This is a genomic window from Legionella santicrucis, assembly GCF_001468135.1.
Lineage (GTDB): Bacteria > Pseudomonadota > Gammaproteobacteria > Legionellales > Legionellaceae > Legionella > Legionella santicrucis.
Window position 1 is genome coordinate 1 of record NZ_LNYU01000081.1, and the last position, 19,100, is coordinate 19,100.

Below are 19,100 nucleotides of genomic sequence, written 5' to 3' on the forward strand. Positions count from 1 at the left end.
AAATGATCTTTTCTCCTTCTTCTATTTGAGAAATTTCTTGTATTTGCTTGATCTATTCACCTAATTCAGGCGTTTTTCGTAAGTCCTGTAATTTATTTTTTGGGGAAGTAGCTGCATTCGTAAGGATGTCATCCAGAGTCATGCCAATGACTATTGATTGCCCAAATATACGTTTAAACTCACGTTGATACGCTTCATTAAACATCATATAACGATAATCATTATCCAACGCAGCAATCATATCCGTGGCGCTTTCTAAAATACTTCTTAATTGGTTCTCAATATTTTTCCGGTTATGCTCGGCTTTGAGACTTCTTGATAATTCTTTATTTGCCAACACAAATGCGAGGATTAAACCGAAAAGACTAATTGTTTTCCCTATGATAATGGCAATATTGGTCGTTTCTGCACTATTGAGTACGGTTTTATTCCGTTCCTTTAATAAGACGAGCTCAACGGATTTTATTTCTTGAGCAACGTTCTTAATTTGATTCGAAGTATCTTGTTTTTGCAGAAAAAAATCTTTTTCCTCTGGAGTATTGAGTTTGTTATTTATTTTTAATTGAATGGCTTGATTTAATTGTTTGAGTCTTTGATTTGTTATGTCAAAAAAACGAGAGACTCGTTCCTTTTGCGATGAATTATCTTGAATTAAATGAAATAAATTATCAAAATCTTGTTTTAAGCTAAATTTCATTTTATCAATATTCATCAAAAACTGTTCATCATCGGAGAGAAGATAGGCTTCTAGCTCAGAATCAATATCGATAATTGTGATTAGTATATTATCAGTAGCTTGAATGACTTGATACGTATGAGCAACCCATTTGTTGGCATCCAACATTTTATTTACCTCATAATGAGATAAAATCCCAATGCCTGATACAAGCACAAGCGCTGGAATAAAAATAATATAAAGTAAAAACTTGTTAAATTTAGAAGATGAGATGCTATTGTTGTCCATAACAATTCGCTGAATCAGTTTTCCATTATATAGATTATACATCACTATGTAATAGAATCATCGAACAATGATGCTTTTATAGTAATTTTTGCGCTATTTACAATAACTTAGCCATTTTATTCTATGATAATACACAAAGTTATCCACAGAGCAATAATGCCTTAAAAAAAGACAAAATTAAAAATCACTTTTTTTTTCAAATAGTTATATGTGATATTGTGATCGCCATTGCAGGACCATACAAAGTTATTCACAATTAATAAAAGTGAGTTATCTAACATAATCAATCCTGTGTTAAAATCACTTTGCAATATAACATTGCGATGGTTAAATAGTGATATTAAATATAATGAACGCAAAAACAATGAATGATGTATCTGAACGAAAACTACTAGCCGAATTTACCGAAAAAGCTTATCTGGATTACTCCATGTACGTTATCTTAGATAGAGCTTTGCCCCATATTGCGGATGGATTAAAACCAGTGCAAAGACGTATTGTTTATGCAATGTCTGAATTAGGGCTAAAAGCTACAGCCAAATATAAAAAATCAGCGCGCACTGTTGGGGATGTGTTAGGTAAATTTCATCCACATGGAGATAGTGCATGTTATGAGGCCATGGTGCTTATGGCGCAGCCATTTTCCTATCGTTATCCTTTTGTGGATGGACAGGGAAATTGGGGTTCTCCAGATGATCCTAAGTCTTTTGCAGCAATGCGTTATACAGAAGCTCGACTATCGCGCTATGCTGAAGTTTTATTAGCAGAACTTTTGCAAGGAACTGTGGATTGGGTTGACAATTTTGATGGCACATTACAAGAGCCCTCGTTGTTGCCAGCACGGCTACCTAATATTTTATTAAATGGTGCAACAGGTATCGCCGTGGGTATGGCTGCCGATATTTTGCCTCATAATTTAACAGAGGTTGCCAATGCTTGCGTGCACTTATTAGACGATCCCCAGGCAGATTTAGCCGCGATTACTCAATATGTTAAAGGGCCGGATTTTCCTACTGAAGCTGAAATAATCACACCGCCTGAAGCAATTAGCGCCATGTATGAAACAGGAAATGGTTCTATAAAAATGAGGGCAGTATATAACCAGGAAAAACAAAATATAGTAATTACTGCATTGCCTTATCAGGTCTCAGGAGCCAAAGTATTAGAACAAATCGCGCTGCAGATGCAACAAAAAAAATTGCCCATGGTTGAGGATTTACGTGATGAATCAGATCATGAGCATCCAACACGCTTGGTCATTGTTCCTCGTTCCAATCGTGTTGATATTGAAGGGTTAATGTCTCATTTATTTGCTACTACCGACTTAGAACGAAGTTACCGTGTTAATTTCAATATGATAGGACTCGATGGTAAGCCAAGAGTAAAAGGGTTAGTTGAGATTTTATCTGAATGGTTAGTATATCGGATATCTGTAGTAAAAAGACGCTTGGAATATCGGTTGGCAAAAGTTTTAGATCGTATCCATGTGCTCGAAGGACTACTTATTGCTTATCTGAATATCGATGAAGTTATTGCCATTATTCGTGAGCATGAACAGCCCAAACAAGGATTAATAGCTCGCTTTAATATTAGTGATCGTCAGGCAGAAGCTATTTTAGAAATGAAGTTGCGTCATTTAGCAAAATTAGAAGAAATAAAATTACGGGGAGAGCTGGATGAGCTTTGTACTGAACGCGATAATTTGCAGGATACTTTAGCGTCAGAGCAACGGCTAAAAAAATTAGTGAAAGAAGAAATTATTAATGACAGAGATGAGTTTGGTGATGCTCGTCGCTCCCCCATTATTGTTCGCCAAGAATCTCAAGCATTAAAAGAAGAAGATATTTTACCTAATGAGCCTATTACAGTAGTACTTTCAAAAAAAGGATGGGTTAGAGCTGCAAAGGGGCATGATGTCAATGGGTGTGAATTAAGTTATAAAGCAGGCGATGATTTTAAAGCGCAAGCAATGGCGCGTTCAAATCAACAAATCCTCTTTTTTGATAGTGAAGGAAAAGTTTATTCTTTGCCTGGACATGTGTTGCCTTCGGCACGTGGACAAGGAGAGCCTTTAACCGGTAAACTTAATCCAGCTGAAGGAGTCTTGTTTGAGGCTGTAGTAGGTGGTGAAGCAGAACAATCCGTGCTATTAGCGAGTGATGCTGGGTATGGTTTTATTGCGAAAATCGGTGATCTGTACGTAAAAAATCGCAACGGCAAGGCCTGTATTAAGCTTCCTGGATCGAGTCATATTTTACTCCCTCGGATACTCCCTAAACATGAGGAGCTTTTCATTGCTTGTGCCACTAGTGTAGGTCGACTACTTATTTGTTCTACGAAAGAAATTCCAGAGTTATCGCGTGGAAAAGGAAATAAATTAATCAGTATTCCTACTGCTAAAGTAGCGTCACGTGAAGAATATGTGATTGACGTACAAGTTTTAACTGCTGGCGATACACTTACCGTTCATGCGGGTAAACGCCATTTTACCTTAAAGGGGGCTGATCTTGAGCATTATAGAGGTGAACGGGGACGTAGAGGGAATAGATTGCCGCGTGGCTTGCAAAATGTAACTCAATTACAAGTTATTACTTCTGATTCTAATTCTTAGAAAGGTGATTTTTTGATGGCTATATGGACGATTCAGCCGTTTGTTTAGCCCTATAGATTTAACTAACCTCGGTTTTGTGCGAAACAACGATCTTGGCAACAAATCCGGGGCTGAATTAGCCTCAAATCCTGTGCGGTTTTTTTTGCGAAATATGATAAGGATCTCAGCAAAAATAAAGAGTTACTTCCTAAAGGAGCTCCAATTTTTTACGCACAATTTTTGATTTTCCATCCTTTTTTTAATGTGATGCAATACGTATTAAAATATTGTCAAGATTTGGTCTATTAAATAGTTCTTAGTAATGATACAGTACGAAGACCTAATAACAGCTAATACCATTCCATGATGGGGAGCCGATTTCAGAGGGAAATATTAGCACACATGTTAAAGATTTTTACTCTTGCCGTTAGCCTGATGCTTAGTGCTTGTATGGTTGGTCCTAATTATAAAGAACCGATAAAGCCTGTCGCAGCGCATTGGCCGAAAAAAAATGCATCGGTTAAAGAAACTCCATATAAAGATACCCAATGGTGGCAAGTATTCCATGATCCGGTTCTTACTTCTTTAATTTATCAAGGTTATCATAACAATTTAACACTGCAGTCTGCTGGAGTGCGGGTTTTGCAAACGAGAGCATTATTAGCTCAATCCGTTGGCGGGCTTTATCCACAGCAACAAGCAGTGGTTAGCAATTTTACTTACTACCAAATTGGCGGTAGTGAATTGCAATCTCTTTTGCCTTCCTCTTTAGAGACATTATCATTGGGCTTTTCTGCGAATTGGGAAATTGATTTTTGGGGTAAATATCGACGAGCCATTCAGGCTAATGATGCTGTATTTTTATCCTCTCTTGCTGCTTATGATAATGCTTTAGTCACTCTTACTGCTGATGTGGCCACTACCTACATCCAAATTCGTATGTATGAAACAAAAATTAAGGTAACAAGGCAAAATATCGTAGTCCAAAGAGAGGGGTTAAATATAGCTCGTGCTCGTTATAATGCAGGACAAACCAATCTTATTGATGTAGAGCAAGCTCAGACGGAACTTTCACAAACACAGGCTTCACTTCCACCTTTAGAAAGCAGCCTTGAACAACAAAAAAATGCGCTTGCCCTTCTATTAGGCACTGTACCTAATGGGGTTGATAATCAGCTTAAGAAAAGTCGCGGAATTCCCATCGCTCCTTCAAGTGTGGCCGTAGGTATTCCTAAAGAAACATTAGCAAGGCGACCTGATATTTATCAAGCACGTTTAGAGGCAGTCTCTCAATCTGCCAAGATTGGTGAAATAAAAGCTAATCTTTTCCCAGCGCTTGCATTGAATGGGACCTTTTCTTTTTCTTCCAATAATATTGGTTCAAATTCTCTTTCTGATCTTTTTCAACCATCTAATCGGAACATAACTGCGGGTCCTAGTCTGACTTGGCCAATTTTGAACTATGGACAAATTACCAATGCTGTACGCGCACAGGATGCTGCCTACCAACAGGCTTTATTAAGTTATGTCAATTTGGTTTTAAAAGCCCAACAGGAAGTACAAAATAGTATTACCGCCTATATCGAGGCTAAAAAAGCTGAGCGTGCGCTAACCGTAGCAAATACTGCTGCAATTAAAACCTTAAAATTAGCAATAATACGGTATATGGAAGGGGAAACAGACTTTACTCCAGTACTAAATGCAGAGCAACAACAATTGAGTGTACAGACATCACTAGTTAGTGCTCAAGCAAACATTCCCGCAGCATTAGTATCTCTTTATCGTGCACTTGGTGGTGGTTGGGAAATTCGAGGTTGTAACGATGTTGTGCCGCAACAAATAAAGGCTGAAATGGCCGCACGAACTAATTGGGGTTCTTTACTCAAAGAGAAAAATCATATGGCCCCCCGAACTAAAAAAGAAAAAATAAAAGAACTTTATTTACCTAATTGGTAGATGCCACCAAAATGAAGACTAGCTTCTAGGTGTACGGATAAAAAACGATGACTTCCGGGGTATGCTTACCCAGGCTACATTAGAAAAATTAAACAAAAATGGTATTGAGCATGAACTTTAAAAAAGATTCAACATCAGTCAAAGTTGTAGCAATAATTGCGATTTTATTTTTTATTTATTTATTAGTGCATTTTTTTAGCAAAAGCAATGTGCCGGCTATCCCTTTACCAACGGTTGTTGTACAAAAACCAAAACTTGAAGAAATGGTTGAATATGTGACGCAAACAGGGACTATGGTAGCTTATAATTCAGTCAACTTGGTTGCGCGGGTCGAGGGTTATCTTGATTCAATTGAGTTTGTAGATGGAACATTCGTCAAAAAAGGAAAGGAATTATTTGTCATTCAGCCAGAACCTTATTTTGAACAATTAAGAGCAGCTAAAGCTACAGTCGCTGCGCAAAAAGCCGCACTTGCTTATGATAAATCAGAATATGCCCGACAGCAAAGAATGTATAAACAGCATGCTACCTCCTTAAATGAAGTAGAGAAGTGGTATGCTAAAACGTTGGAACTGACTGCAGAAGTTGATAAAGCAGAAGCTGATGAAATAAATGCAGCAATCACCTACAGCTATACGCATATTTTTGCACCATTTAATGGACGAATTGGCCGTCATTTGGTTGATGTTGGTAATTTGGTTGGGCATGGAGAAGCAACAAACCTTGCAACCATCGAGCAGATTGATCCCATCTATGTGTATTTTAATTTAAACGAGCTTGATTTAATTAAATTAAGAGCTGCAGCACGAGCTCGAGGATTTAAACCTAAAGATATTCATAAAGTTCCGGTTGAAGTGAGCTTGCAAAATGAAACAACCTTTAAATATAAAGCTACCTTGGATTTTGTGAATACGGGGCTTAATGCTTCTACTGGAACTATGGAGCTACGAGCCCTTTTGCAAAACAAAAATTATGTTTTTGTTCCTGGCCTCTTTGTAAAAGTAAGAGTGGCAATCTCAGAGCCTAAAAAACAATTAACTGTGCCTGATACAGCAGTACTTTATGACCAAATTGGCCCGTACTTATTGACAGTGGATAACAATAATGTAGTGGTATTAAAACATGTAACCTTGGGCAGTCAAGAAGCAGGAATGCGTGCTGTGATCAAGGGCCTGGACTCACAAGACAATGTTATTGTTGATGGTCTGCAAAACGCAACCCCTGAAAATAAAGTTCAGATACAACAACCAGCATCAAAGAATGTTAGTAGTGAAGCAAGCAATAATGCAGGCAAGTAAGAAAAATTTTGTTCAGTTAATTGATACAAAACGTGAGAAGAACGCAGAATGATTTCTAAATTTTTTATTGAGCGGCCTATTTTGGCAAACGTTATTGCACTACTTCTGGTTTTACTAGGATTGGTTGCTATAATTGTCTTACCCGTATCTCAATATCCAGCTATTGTTCCACCCACCATTCAGGTAACCACTACATATCCAGGTGCCGATGCAGAAACTTTAATTAAAACCGTAGCATTGCCTATTGAGCAGCAAGTCAACGGAGTGGAAAACATGCTCTACATGCAATCCACAAGTACCAATAATGGCACCTATACTTTAATTGTTACCTTTGCTATTGGAACAGATCTGAACTTTGCGCAAGTATTGGTACAAAACCGAGTGCAATCTGCAATGGCTCAATTGCCACAATCGGTGCAAAAACAAGGGGTTCTTGTACAGCAAAAGTCGACCAACATTTTACAGTTTATTACTTTAACATCTAAAAACAATGAATATGATGGTTTATTTTTGGATAATTATGCAGCAATTAACATGCAAGATGAGTTATCACGTTTACCTGGAGTGGGGAACGTAGTTATTTTTGGAACGGGTACCTATGCTATGCGTGTTTGGCTTGATCCCCAAAAAATGTTGGCTTATTCCTTAAACCCAAGTGATGTTCTTGAAGCCATCAGCCATCAAAACCAAGAGATTGCATCAGGACAAATTGGAGCCCCACCATCAGCAGGGAAACCCGCTTATCAATTTACAGTGAATGTTCCAGGGCAACTTGCTGATGTAGATCAATTCGCCAATATTATTGTTAAGACTATAGCTCAAAAGCCTAATCAATCTGCAACCAGTAACATGATCAATAATAGTGCTCAAATCGTACGTATACGTGATGTAGGTCGTGTTGAATTAGGTTCTAATAGTTATAACCAGCTTGCGAAATTAAACAATAAACCGGCAGCCGCTATTGGTATTTTCCAACTTCCTGGTGCTAATGCGTTAGAGGTTGCCTCTGAAGTGCGAAAAGCAGTGGAAAAAATGTCTAAAAAATTCCCCCCAGGGATGCAGTACACTGTGCCTTTTGACACCACTATTTTCGTAAAAGCCTCAATTGATGAAGTATATAAAACTTTATTTGAAGCAGGTATTCTCGTTTTAATCGTTATCCTTGTTTTTCTCCAAAACGCACGTGCGACTCTTGTTCCTACCACCACAGTGCCAGTAACCATTATTGGTGCTTTTTTTGCGATGCTTGCATTAAGTTATTCCATTAATTTATTAACCTTATTTGCTCTAGTATTGGCAATAGGTATTGTAGTAGATGATGCGATCGTAATCGTTGAAGGAGTGACCCAACATATCGAACGAGGAACACCTCCAAAGGAATCTGCTATTCATGCTATGGCTGAATTAATGGGCCCTGTAATTGGTATTACACTAGTTCTTATGGCTGTATTTGTACCGGCGGGTTTTATGCCTGGTTTAACGGGCGCTATGTATGCTCAATTCGCATTAGTTATTGCAGCTACAGCATTTATTAGTGCAATCAATGCGATGACGTTGAAACCAACTCAATGCGCTTTATGGCTTAAACCTATTGATCCACAAAAGAAGAAAAATGCTGCATTTCGTTTTTTCGATAGGATTTATTTGCCTATAGAAAATGCCTACATAGAATTCATTGATAAACTGGTTCATAGAAATAAAACAGTTTGTCTTATAGGCCTTGCATTAGTAGTAATCGCTATCCTAGGTTTAAGTCGTATTCCTACCGGCTTTATTCCCATTGAAGATCAAGGCTACGCCATGTTAAACGTGCAATTACCTGATGGTTCGAGTTTGGAGCGCACAGAGGCTTTGATGCATGATTTAAGTGAACAAGTATCTAAAATTGATGGGGTTGAAAACGTGATCACCATCGATGGTATTTCACTTCTGGATAATAGTGCTAGCCTTCCTAATGGTGCTGCACTGTATGTAATGTTTAAAGATTGGAGTGTGCGTGGTAAAAAAGAAGATTTACTGGAAATGTATAAAAAACTAAATGCCGTCGCACAGAAAAACTTAGGTGCTAAAATTTTAGTGATGATCCCGCCAGCTATTCAGGGTTTAGGAAATGCTGGGGGCTTCCAAATGCAAGTAGAATTGCAAGATGGTTCTTTTGATTATCGAAAATTACAAACAGCTACCGATGAGCTAATTCGTTATGCGATGCAGCAGCCCGAGCTACAGAGAATGATGACTTCATTCCGAGCTTCTGTGCCACAGCTTGCAGCGCCAATCAATAGAGTTAAGGCAGAATCTTTAGGTGTTTCTATAGGCGATGCATCCGATGCCTTACAAACTTATCTTGGTTCATCTTTTGTGAATCTCTTTACAAAATTTGGACAGGTATTTCAAGTCTATGTACAAGCGGATGCTCCTTGGCGAACGTCTATTGAAGATGTGCGCAATTATTATGTTAAAAATAAATCAGGTGAGATGGTTCCATTAGGAACACTAACGGATATGAGCTCTACGACAGGGCCTTCTATTATTTCTCTTTATAACCTTTATCCCTCAAGTAATATTTATGGCATGTCTGCACCAGGGTATAGTTCAGGTCAAGCAATGGAAGCTCTAGAAAGAGTAGCTCATCAGGTATTACCCGCGGGGATTTCTTTTGAATGGACGAGTACCGCTTATCAAGAAAAAATCGCTGGAAACCTGAGTTATTATATTTTTATGTTGTCGCTTGTATTAGTGTATCTCATTTTAGCAGGTCAGTATGAAAATTGGATTGCTCCGGCAGCAATCTTATTAAGCGTTCCATTAGCTTTGGTGGGTACCGTGTTGGCTTTATCCGCTTTAGGAATAGCCAACAATATGTACACGCAAATTGGGGTTTTATTGCTTATTGCTTTGGCAGCGAAAAATGCTATTTTGATTGTTGAAGTAGCACGAGAACAACATGAATTGCATAACAAATCCATAATGGAAGCCGCGGTGATTGGTGCAAAAACACGTTTTCGGCCCATTTTAATGACTTCTTTTGCCTTTATTCTTGGTGTGATGCCTTTAGTATTTGCTACGGGTGCTGGAGCTAATGCTCGCAAATCTATTGGCATTGCTGTTTGTAGTGGGATGTTGGCCTCGACATGCCTTGCAGTAGTTTTTGTGCCTGCCTTTTATGTGATGCTACAAAGCTGGCAGGAACGTAGAAAAGCGAAAAAGAATGCAAAATAGGGCGTGTTTCCAATTCACCCTAAGGCTAAGGAAGGAAAATAAAGCAGCCTATTCTCTACAATAACTCACGGTGTTACTGTTATTCTGCCCTGATGATTTGATTTTTTTGTTGTCACTTTGCTCGCTAATATATCATGCGGGCATTCATTATGTTAAACTTGTAAATGTTACTTTGTGTGAGAGTTTTATAATGACGACATTAAAACAACAGCAAGCTCAAAGAGAATATCTTGAAAAAATTACAGTCCTGGCGATTCAGCAAGCGACGCGAAAAAAACCATCCTCTTTGCTTTTTGATCCTCAAGGGCGAGTGTTGATTGATGTTAAAATATCTGAAGAGGCGCAGGGTTTATTCAAACAATGTTTCGGCAAAACTAGAAATCCTTCCCCAATAACCACGGTGAGTTTGGATATTACACAAATCAAAGAACTTAATGAAGAATACGAGCGTCGCTATGGTCTTGATAAGTTAAATAAAGAACAGTTAGATAAACTATCAACTGTTAGAGGCAGTATTATTCCCCTTCAACAAGAATTTCATTTTCATTTGGCACTTGCTGTACGTACTTACACAAAAGTTGACGATAGACGATTTCCTAAGGAACAAATGGAAATTGCACATCAAAAGGCGATGAGGCGCATACAACCATTAATTGAACAGGCATTTGCTGATGCATTAGAAAAAGCTAAGGAAGAAGGTGCGCTAAATGACGTTAAGCTTATTCAAGAATTAGATAAAGCACGGAAAAAGATTTCTGCAGAAGCACATAGTATTTTAATGGAAGAAGTGCTCAAAGAAACAGGACAACGTTTATCAACAGAAGATCTAAAAAAAATAGAGAAAAAGCATTTAGCTGAAAAAACAGCAGCCTCTCCTAATGACTTATTGCATATCGATCAATCATTAGAGCAAACAATCTGGATTTCTGGTTCCGAAAATACTGCTCATGAGCGTCTACCTCACCTGCCAGGAGCATATGCCCTTGCCGATAGACAAATTGTGACTCTTGCACTTAAAGAAGAAAATCAAAGGCAGGCGCGTTTACAAATTAGAATACCTTCGCTTGATGTGAAAAAAAATCTTTCTATGGACAGTGCGATTGATGATGTCAGTGTGAAACTCTTAAAACTTGCTGATAAATATTCAATCCAGGATTCTATCTCTGCAAATCCATTAGGACGCAAAGCATTTACTTATAATCTTCATACCGCAATTAATCATACATTAGATGATTGGTTTAAAGATAATAAACAATCATGGGGTGCACGGGCCATTTTAAATGGTGCTCACTTATATAATAAAGCGCAACTTAAAGCAAAAACCCCACAACCTTTTTGTTTGGTGCAAAATTTATCAGTTAATGGTTTTGGCGATAGTTTAGGATATGGATGGAATATTGGTTGGAATAAGCTGAGAAATGAAGCTACTTTAATGGCTGAAATGGCCATGCTGCAAAATCTGGTGGGACCAAAGGACTGCCTTGCTGAAATTCAGAAGGTATTTGAATATTATGAACAGTTTTTGACAGAGTGTAACGGTCATGGTGAGAACTATTTTTCTCGATCAGAACATGGTCAACTAGCTATTGAGCAAATTAAAAAAATAAAAGCGGGATGGACACAACAAAACGCAAGAATACACGACAAAGATGCTACTCCAGTTGAAAAAGCAAAAGATGCTTTAAAAACAATCATGGCAAATGATCTACATCATACACATGAATATGCCAAACTCGTTCAATCACTTTCTATATTTATTGAAGAAGCTTCCATCGCTGGATGTAAAAGTGGAAATGAACGTGCGCAAGCAATTAATGGCAGGGTAGCGATTTTAGATCATGAAGCCAGTAAACCCGACAGCACTATTTTTAAAGCCATGGATACTCTGGCTAGGGCAAGACCAAGCGATGTTAAAAGGCTTGCGTCTGACTTAAAACACAATTTAGATGATAAATATAATAATCACTTACAAACAGGCTTATCATTAATTAGCGATGTCGATCAAGGTGCCTCTGCTAAAGTTAATGCCAAGGCCCCATGGTATAAATTTTGGACGCGACTTAATCCAAATTACGCCGAGGAGTCTTCATTGACCCATCTATCGCAAAAAAAATCTGGAAACATGCAGGCACACAAAGGACTTACGGAAGCGATGGCTGCTGCTTCAGGGCATCCTAAGAGTTTTAGTTCATATCTCGGACTTGGCAAGTTGGGGATGGCATTGAGTATTATTGCCTTACCGATTAGCTTGCTGGTAGTTGCTGGGATTTATCAGTTCTCTTATAAACCTTATAAAGAGAAACTGATCGCTAAAGCTGAACCAAGAATAAAAGAATGTGAAAAAATTTATGCAAAACATATAGAACAGAACTCCCAAAAAATAGTTGCCAGCTATGAAAAGGCTAATCGTCAATTGCATGAGTCTAAAGTGGAAGGGGGCTTGTTTGTAAAGGAACAACCTTTAATGGAGTATGAGCAAGAAGGTGAGCATCATCATACTAAACTCTTCGCTACTCTTAATGAATCAACCGTTAAAGCAGAAGATGTTCATCAGCATATGGGCCAATTTCAAGGTGTTTTAACGCAAATAAAAACACGACAACAAAAAGAAGATTCAGAGGTTGATTATGAAGAGCCGCCACTTATTGTCAAACATTAATCCTAAGAGATTGAAAATTTTTGTACTTGGCTATGTACTTCAATGATGCTAAAGCTGTGAAATCTCATTTTAACTATTGAAAAAAAATTGACTAAACCACATGATACAAAATGAGGTTTTTTTTCTTAAAGCCCATTAAATACTCGATGTAGCATGTTTTTTAGCTAGAATGACTTTTAGTTCTTCTTTTATTTGTTCCGATAGTTGTGTTAAGGGAAGTGTATTTAATCCTGCTTCTTGATATAAATTCCTTATTTTATCGTTTTGTATTGTTTTTAAATGAAGTGAAATTGTTTCAATATCTCCTCTTGCCAAAGGTCCTGTGAGTGCTTCAGTGATATATTCTGTACGTTGTAAATTATCCAAATTTCCTTGCATTAATTTTACTATCATTTGTCGACTTTGTTGGGCGTTAATTCCAGCTTTAAGAAATAATTCCTCACTACATGCAGCCAATGTAATTAGATAATTTGAAGCCATGCAGGCCGCGGCATGGTATGTTGCTTTTGCTTCAGGCTTAATGGCAATAAGGTTGGCACCCAATTGAGTGAAAGAGCTTTTTAGCCACTCACAAACTTCATCATCCCCTTCTAAAACACAATCAACTTGTTCAAAGGCATTGGCCTCCAGGTAGTTTATTTTGAATGCTTTTAAAGGATGAAAACTGGCAATAAAACAACCTTTTTTTCTTAATGGAGCAAGTACGGCAGAGCTAAATACCCCACTACAATGAATAACAAAATTATTTGGTTTTAAGACAGTGCTTTGGGTTAACGTTTCTACAACAGATTGAATGGCATCATCATTACAACAAATCCAGGTGATTTCAGCTTCTGGTAATAGTTCAATTTTATCAATTGCCCTACCAGAACCGATTTCATGGCATGCGTTTTGAGTGCTAGCTAAGTTACGATTGCATATGGAAAACGATGAGACAAGCTGTGCTGTCGATAAAGCTAAGGCAATATTTTTGCCTAAGCGACCTGCACCTATGATATTGCATTTCATATTTTTTCCGTCCAAAAAAAGACATTATAAATGATGCTCTTATAAAAGGCACAAAAAATACATTTTTTGTAAAAATTTATCACCATTAGCACGAATTATTGGTTATAATACTCTCAATTTGCTATGTCGAGAAATGAATTATGCCTTATTTGGTAACAGGAAACGCACAACAAATTTTCCATGCCTTTGGACAAGATTGGGCCGTTGCTGAAGGAAAAGATGATATTGGAACAATTCACTTAGATTTTCCACGAACTCATTTTCTAGGTACCTCAGAAGATGCCATAAAACATTTTGACATATGGAATACTAAAGCTTCGGGGCGATATTATTTGCAAGGTAATATGTCTGCAGGGAATTTGCACTATTTACTCGGTCCTAATCCTCTTATGAAAGAAGAGGAAGATCCAGAGTCTTACAAAGCAAATGTGGTTCGTCAACATTTTGCATATGTGAATGATAAAGGAGAACCCTGTGGGCTTATGATGATGTATCGAAAAGATAACCCAAAACAATGGATTATGGGATTAGTAAAAAATGGTTATGCTGAGCCTAAAGATAGGGAGCTTATTTTTTTATCAAGCTTTGATCTGGCTCCATTTATTTCTGTACCTGATCAAAAAGAACCTACTTCTTCTGCTGCTACGCCTAAGCCAACAGTTACTGTTGCTCATGTCAATTTTTTGGACAATCCATTAATAGAGCAAATTGGCGCCGATTTACCACGTAGTTTATTAAAAAATAGTGTTAATGACGAAAATGGTGAAATAAATTTACGCGTACAACGTGTTGAATTAATGACACGTAAATTACGAGTGGAACAGGAAACAGCACGATTATCCGATCCTATTCTATATTCCGAACTCAACTTAGCTGCATTGTTTGCAGACAATCGTGCTCTGGATTTAATTATCCATTATAACTTTGCCAACTTATTTCCTTTATCCTCTACTTTACTGCATGATCTTTTGAAAGAACCTAGCTTATTGCGTCAAGAAATCGAGGCAATTAAATTAACTCAAGACGAAAATCGGAATAAAAATTTATTAAAAATGGTTCTTGTATTTTATAAGCATGGATTACTGGAAAAAAATCGGCATCTACTTAATGATCCGGTATTTGTGCAAACATTTGGCAGTTTCATGGGGGATGAAGCACAAATTAAACTAATTCCATTTTTAAAACAACGAAAATATCCTGATGGCTTAATTCGCCATATTTTATCTGAACCGGCCTATTTTAAAGCCATAGGGATGTTAGTGGATTTGGAACCGGCACTCACCCAAGATGTCCCACAATTTTTTAAAGACTCAAAAAAATTGGAGGATTTGAAATTTATTCACTCTTTATCTAATGATGATACTAAGAGGCTTTGCCTCCTTTTTTGGGTTTATAAAAACTTATCCGAAGATGGTTATCAACAAATTATTACGGCAACAAATCGTTATCCATTATTAGCCTCCACATTAGTTGCTTTAGAGCAAACAAAAACTGAAACAATTCATCAATTACAAGAGCTGGTTTTAAATCCCAAACAACATTTACGAGAATCAATTCTTCACCATTTTCGAGAAGAATTAAATACATTCCATGGTGTCTCAACAAATTTGCGCGAGCTTCCCCTTCCGGCTTTAGATGCAGCAAGTGAGTCCTTAATCTTGTTAAAAAAATCAAAAGTTACTGATCCTCAATCTTATCGTTTGGTATTAGATAAAGAAAGTAGGGGACATGCTTTGCGACTCCTTTTACCGCAATTAACAAAAATAAAGAATGAAGAGCATCGAAAATTATTAATTGAAATTCTTTTGGTTAGGGCAAAATTTAATGTTGAATCTCAAGACAAGAGATTGGCTGAGATAAAGGGGCCTGAAGAATTAAAAGATTTGGCTATCGACTACCTTGAATGTTTTAAGTGTATTACGCAATTACATGATTTTATGTGTGAAAAAGACGTCATTGAATTTGTGGCCCAAAAAGACTCTGAAGAAGCGAGACGTTTCCGTCAAGTCATTTTGTGTATTTTGGAGCAATGTAAAGTAGTTGATGCACGATTATCCGGATCACAATCTCATAGGAATATGTTTCTGCAATGGGAAGCAGAGCAAAAAAAATACCGAAAAGCATTATATCAAATCGCTTACGAGGGACTAACAAATCCTAACGCAAATATACGCCCTCAATTACAGGAGGTTGAAGATAAGATTTTGGCAATTGTCGATCCTGAAATTGAATCAGATTTTTATAAGGCACTCATTGTTTTCGCAAATATAATTATTACTGCTTTATCATTTGGTTTTGCAAATGCCATAAAATATAAAACTACCGGCAATTTTTGGTTTTTTAATCAAACTCGTTCAGGAGAGGAGCTACGCGCTCTTGATAGAGAGGTTTTTGAGCTTATTACGCCAGAAAAAAATGATGAGGTTAAAACCTGTGGGATACTCTCCCCATGTTGAAAATAATATGAGTTTGATATAACAACAAAAGGTTGACTTTTTTCTATGTTAACTCGATTATCTGAGCTATTCTTGAAATTTGTGAAAATCCCTCTCGAAGAAAAGAGCTTTATTGTTCAGGCAATAATCAAATAGTGGTTCACCATCAAAAAGATCAATAAATAATCTAATGGGTTAAATTTTAATCCGCTGTTTAGTTTCCTTGTTCTTTGTATGAAAATTATTCTTGAACTTCTTAAAAATTTCTGCTTAATATGAACTATTCTATATGGACGACTGTGAATTAACGGAATAAAAAATGGCAATACCAAAAAAAGCACTGAGGCATAGTCAATTCATCACGAAAACCCCTATTTCTGATGGCTCTCATAAAGTTTATTCTGTCTCCTTTGAAGAAGAAGGTATTACTAAAAAAGCCTTTTTTAAAGAACTGGAATCTCAAAGACATTACCCAGAATTATTAGCTAAAATTAGTGTAGCTACCTCTTCATTCAAAAGATCATTCCAGGGAAAAAGATCGGCTGAGGAACGCTTAGTCTTTGATGATGAAGATCGATTAATAGGGACTTTGTCTATTTGTGTTGATAATTTTAAACCTTTTCATTATGCGGAAGATGGCATTCCAGTAAATAGCACTTTAAGAGAGCAAGTTGCTCCAAGTGTGAAAACTTTAGTTGAAAAAAACTTTATAGAGCTGTTGTTTGGGAGATGGTTTCTGGATGATGACGATAGTCATCCACATAACTTGAGTTTGGATGCTGATATTGATTTTGATATGTTTTTTTATTGGTTTACTATTCATATGAAAGAACCAAGATCAGTCATAGGTATTCCTAAAAAGCACGTTTTTCTTTCAGTGCCAGATTATGAGGCATTTCCTAATGTCCAAGATTCTAAGCCTTATCATTGGGCGCCATACACGCATCCAGGCAAAGTGACTATTCCCGTGCTCTTGCCAGGGCAAGAACAGGTTTTACCTAAATTATTACCTAAAGCCTATGCCGATCCGGTACAATTTGCGCGTTTGGCTCAAGATTCTGTTGCGCAAGAACAAAAACTTGCAGCGGCTTTGAAAGTATTATTAACGTATCAACCTGAAGTACAACGTAAACGTTTAACTGAGCTTTTTGGTGATTTAACATTAAACTACACTTCTTTAGACGAAACCAATAAAGAGCTGCGTGCAAAATATGAAGAGCTTTACCCCGATCTTTGCAATGAAAAGACAAATGCAGAGCCTTTTGTTGATTTTATGATGAAGCTCTATCAGGAACATTATGATAACTTATATCGAGTTGTCGTCTTTTACATGGGGTGTGTTAATAATGGTTATGGTATCCCTTTGCCACCAACATGTTTGGCTCTTTATCAAAAACCTTCTTTTTATCGTAATATCGAAGAATGGGTCAAGAATGAAAATGATACAGCTTACGCGAAAGACGATGAACTTAAATACGATCTTGCTGAGTTACAAAAACGTTATCATCAAGTTTGGCGTGATGCGTTTGCTCCAACGTTAAAAGAACTTCTTCATAGTTCATACCGACTCACTAATACATTACTCCAGAAGACTACTAATCCACCCCATGTTCAGATCTCTGAGATTATCAGCAAAAAGGTTACCGATGATAGTTTAACCAACGCCTGGGAACTCTTTGGGAATATGCCTGAGCTCGCTGTTGAAGCCATTGAAGAAAAAATTAGTGTCGATAAAGACAGTAATCTGCGTGATGCTTTACTGGCGTTAGTTGCATTTACTAACGAGTTTCGCGCCATTACGAAAGAGTATTATATCCAAGAACGAAAAGACCTTACTGAAGAACATAACCTAGAGTTCTCAACCAAGCTTACTTTACTGCATCAGAAATACAACTTAGATATTCGCAAAGCCTTAGCGAATACAACACCTTGCGCCGTTGAGTTTCATAATCTTTCATCAAGTCTTAAATTAATTGCCGAACAGGTTAATTTCCCACTGCATTTAACTACTACAGATGAATTGATGGAAGAAGCATTACTTTCTGTTAAAAAAGACGTATTGCCTTTCACTCATGATGATGTGAAAAAACAATATCATGACTCTTTGTTTATTTGGGCAAAAAATTTGAGGCCAGAAGAGTTGGAGCGATATGTTACAGAGATTATCGATAAAAAATATGCTCCTTTATTGTCTACTTTTTCATTTCGCCAACGAACAGAACCGGTGAAAGAATATTTAAGAGATAGCATGAATGAGAGTGGTGATAATCGATTAGCTTATATTTTATGCGAAAAGCCCAATCAAGATGGAGCCTTAAATAAGCTCCTCATAGAAGGGCTAACTCCTTTAATGCTGCAAGAACATCCTATCCCCAGTATTGATGTTGCCATTAGGGATAAAAGCTTTGAACGAGGTATAGCCGATTTTACTCGTGATGTAGTATTTTTTGCAAAAAGGGATAAACGATTTACTCATCCCTTTAGTGATATGGGTATTTCATTAATCTATAAAGCTGTCTATGATTGGGTAGATAGTTTAACGGAAAAATCATTTCAAAGTCTCATTAAGTCTTCATTAAAACAATATGAATCAAAAACATGGGGGAGTTATTGGGGCTCCTCAAGACGCTCAGAGGTTGAGGGGTATCTTAAAGGGAATTGTAATGCAAGAGCATTGGCTATGATTTTTATGAATGGCTTCGATTCTTCAACATTAAACGAGTGTTTATTTACTAAAATAATCGACACAATTAAAAAGGAACTTGCAAGCGGAGAGTTCCCTGCAATGCAGCAAGATCCAAAATATCAATTAATTGCAAATTTTAATTTGGAAAAACATAAAGTATTTTATCTTGCGAACCTAAAACATCATAGTGAGACTATTGCCGCATCACATCGCCAACTCCAAATTACTTATAGTTTAACGCATTAGAAAAGATAGGCTATATTTATAAAGAACATAATGCGACAG

At 37.1% G+C, this 19,100-nt stretch carries 9 protein-coding genes; 7 read left to right on the forward strand and 2 right to left on the reverse strand.

All coding sequences use genetic code 11. The features are described 5' to 3' along the window. Positions 1–52 precede the first annotated feature (52 nt). A complete protein-coding gene (locus Lsan_RS13500; protein WP_237762138.1) occupies positions 53–964 on the reverse strand; it encodes a CHASE3 domain-containing protein in 912 nt (303 codons plus the stop codon). A 349-nt stretch (positions 965–1,313) separates the two neighbouring features. On the opposite strand from Lsan_RS13500, the gene parC reads away from it, so the two are divergent. From parC to Lsan_RS13525, 5 genes are all read left to right on the forward strand, one after another. Then, positions 1,314–3,575 (forward strand): DNA topoisomerase IV subunit A, encoded by a 2,262-nt coding sequence (gene parC / locus Lsan_RS13505; RefSeq protein ID WP_058514742.1) that lies wholly within the window; start codon positions 1,314–1,316, stop codon positions 3,573–3,575. 381 nt (positions 3,576–3,956) lie between these two features. Next, positions 3,957–5,510, forward strand: coding sequence for an efflux transporter outer membrane subunit (locus Lsan_RS13510; RefSeq protein WP_058514743.1), 1,554 nt, complete (start codon positions 3,957–3,959; stop codon positions 5,508–5,510). A 98-nt stretch (positions 5,511–5,608) separates the two neighbouring features. Then, the gene (locus tag Lsan_RS13515) at positions 5,609–6,808 is read left to right on the forward strand and encodes an efflux RND transporter periplasmic adaptor subunit (protein WP_058514744.1); all 1,200 of its coding nucleotides are present in this window, start codon (positions 5,609–5,611) and stop codon (positions 6,806–6,808) included. Positions 6,809–6,856: 48 nt separating this feature from the next. After that, positions 6,857–10,027, forward strand: coding sequence for an efflux RND transporter permease subunit (locus tag Lsan_RS13520; RefSeq protein WP_058514745.1), 3,171 nt, complete (start codon positions 6,857–6,859; stop codon positions 10,025–10,027). Between the two features lie 190 nt (positions 10,028–10,217). After that, positions 10,218–12,686: a hypothetical protein gene (locus tag Lsan_RS13525; RefSeq protein ID WP_058514746.1), complete on the forward strand. Its 2,469-nt coding sequence runs from the start codon at positions 10,218–10,220 to the stop codon at positions 12,684–12,686. A 135-nt stretch (positions 12,687–12,821) separates the two neighbouring features. On the opposite strand, the gene Lsan_RS13530 is transcribed toward Lsan_RS13525, so the two are convergent. Next, complete coding sequence (locus tag Lsan_RS13530) at positions 12,822–13,694, reverse strand: Rossmann-like and DUF2520 domain-containing protein (protein WP_058514747.1); 873 nt, start codon at positions 13,692–13,694, stop codon at positions 12,822–12,824. 140 nt (positions 13,695–13,834) lie between these two features. Here Lsan_RS13530 and Lsan_RS13535 point away from each other — a divergent pair, with 140 nt between their 5' ends. Continuing rightward, entirely contained in the window at positions 13,835–16,150 is a 2,316-nt protein-coding gene (locus tag Lsan_RS13535; RefSeq protein ID WP_058514748.1) for a hypothetical protein, read from the forward strand. Between the two features lie 298 nt (positions 16,151–16,448). Beyond that, positions 16,449–19,061, forward strand: a complete 2,613-nt coding sequence (locus Lsan_RS13540; protein ID WP_058514749.1) for a hypothetical protein — start codon at positions 16,449–16,451, stop codon at positions 19,059–19,061. Positions 19,062–19,100: the final 39 nt, after the last annotated feature.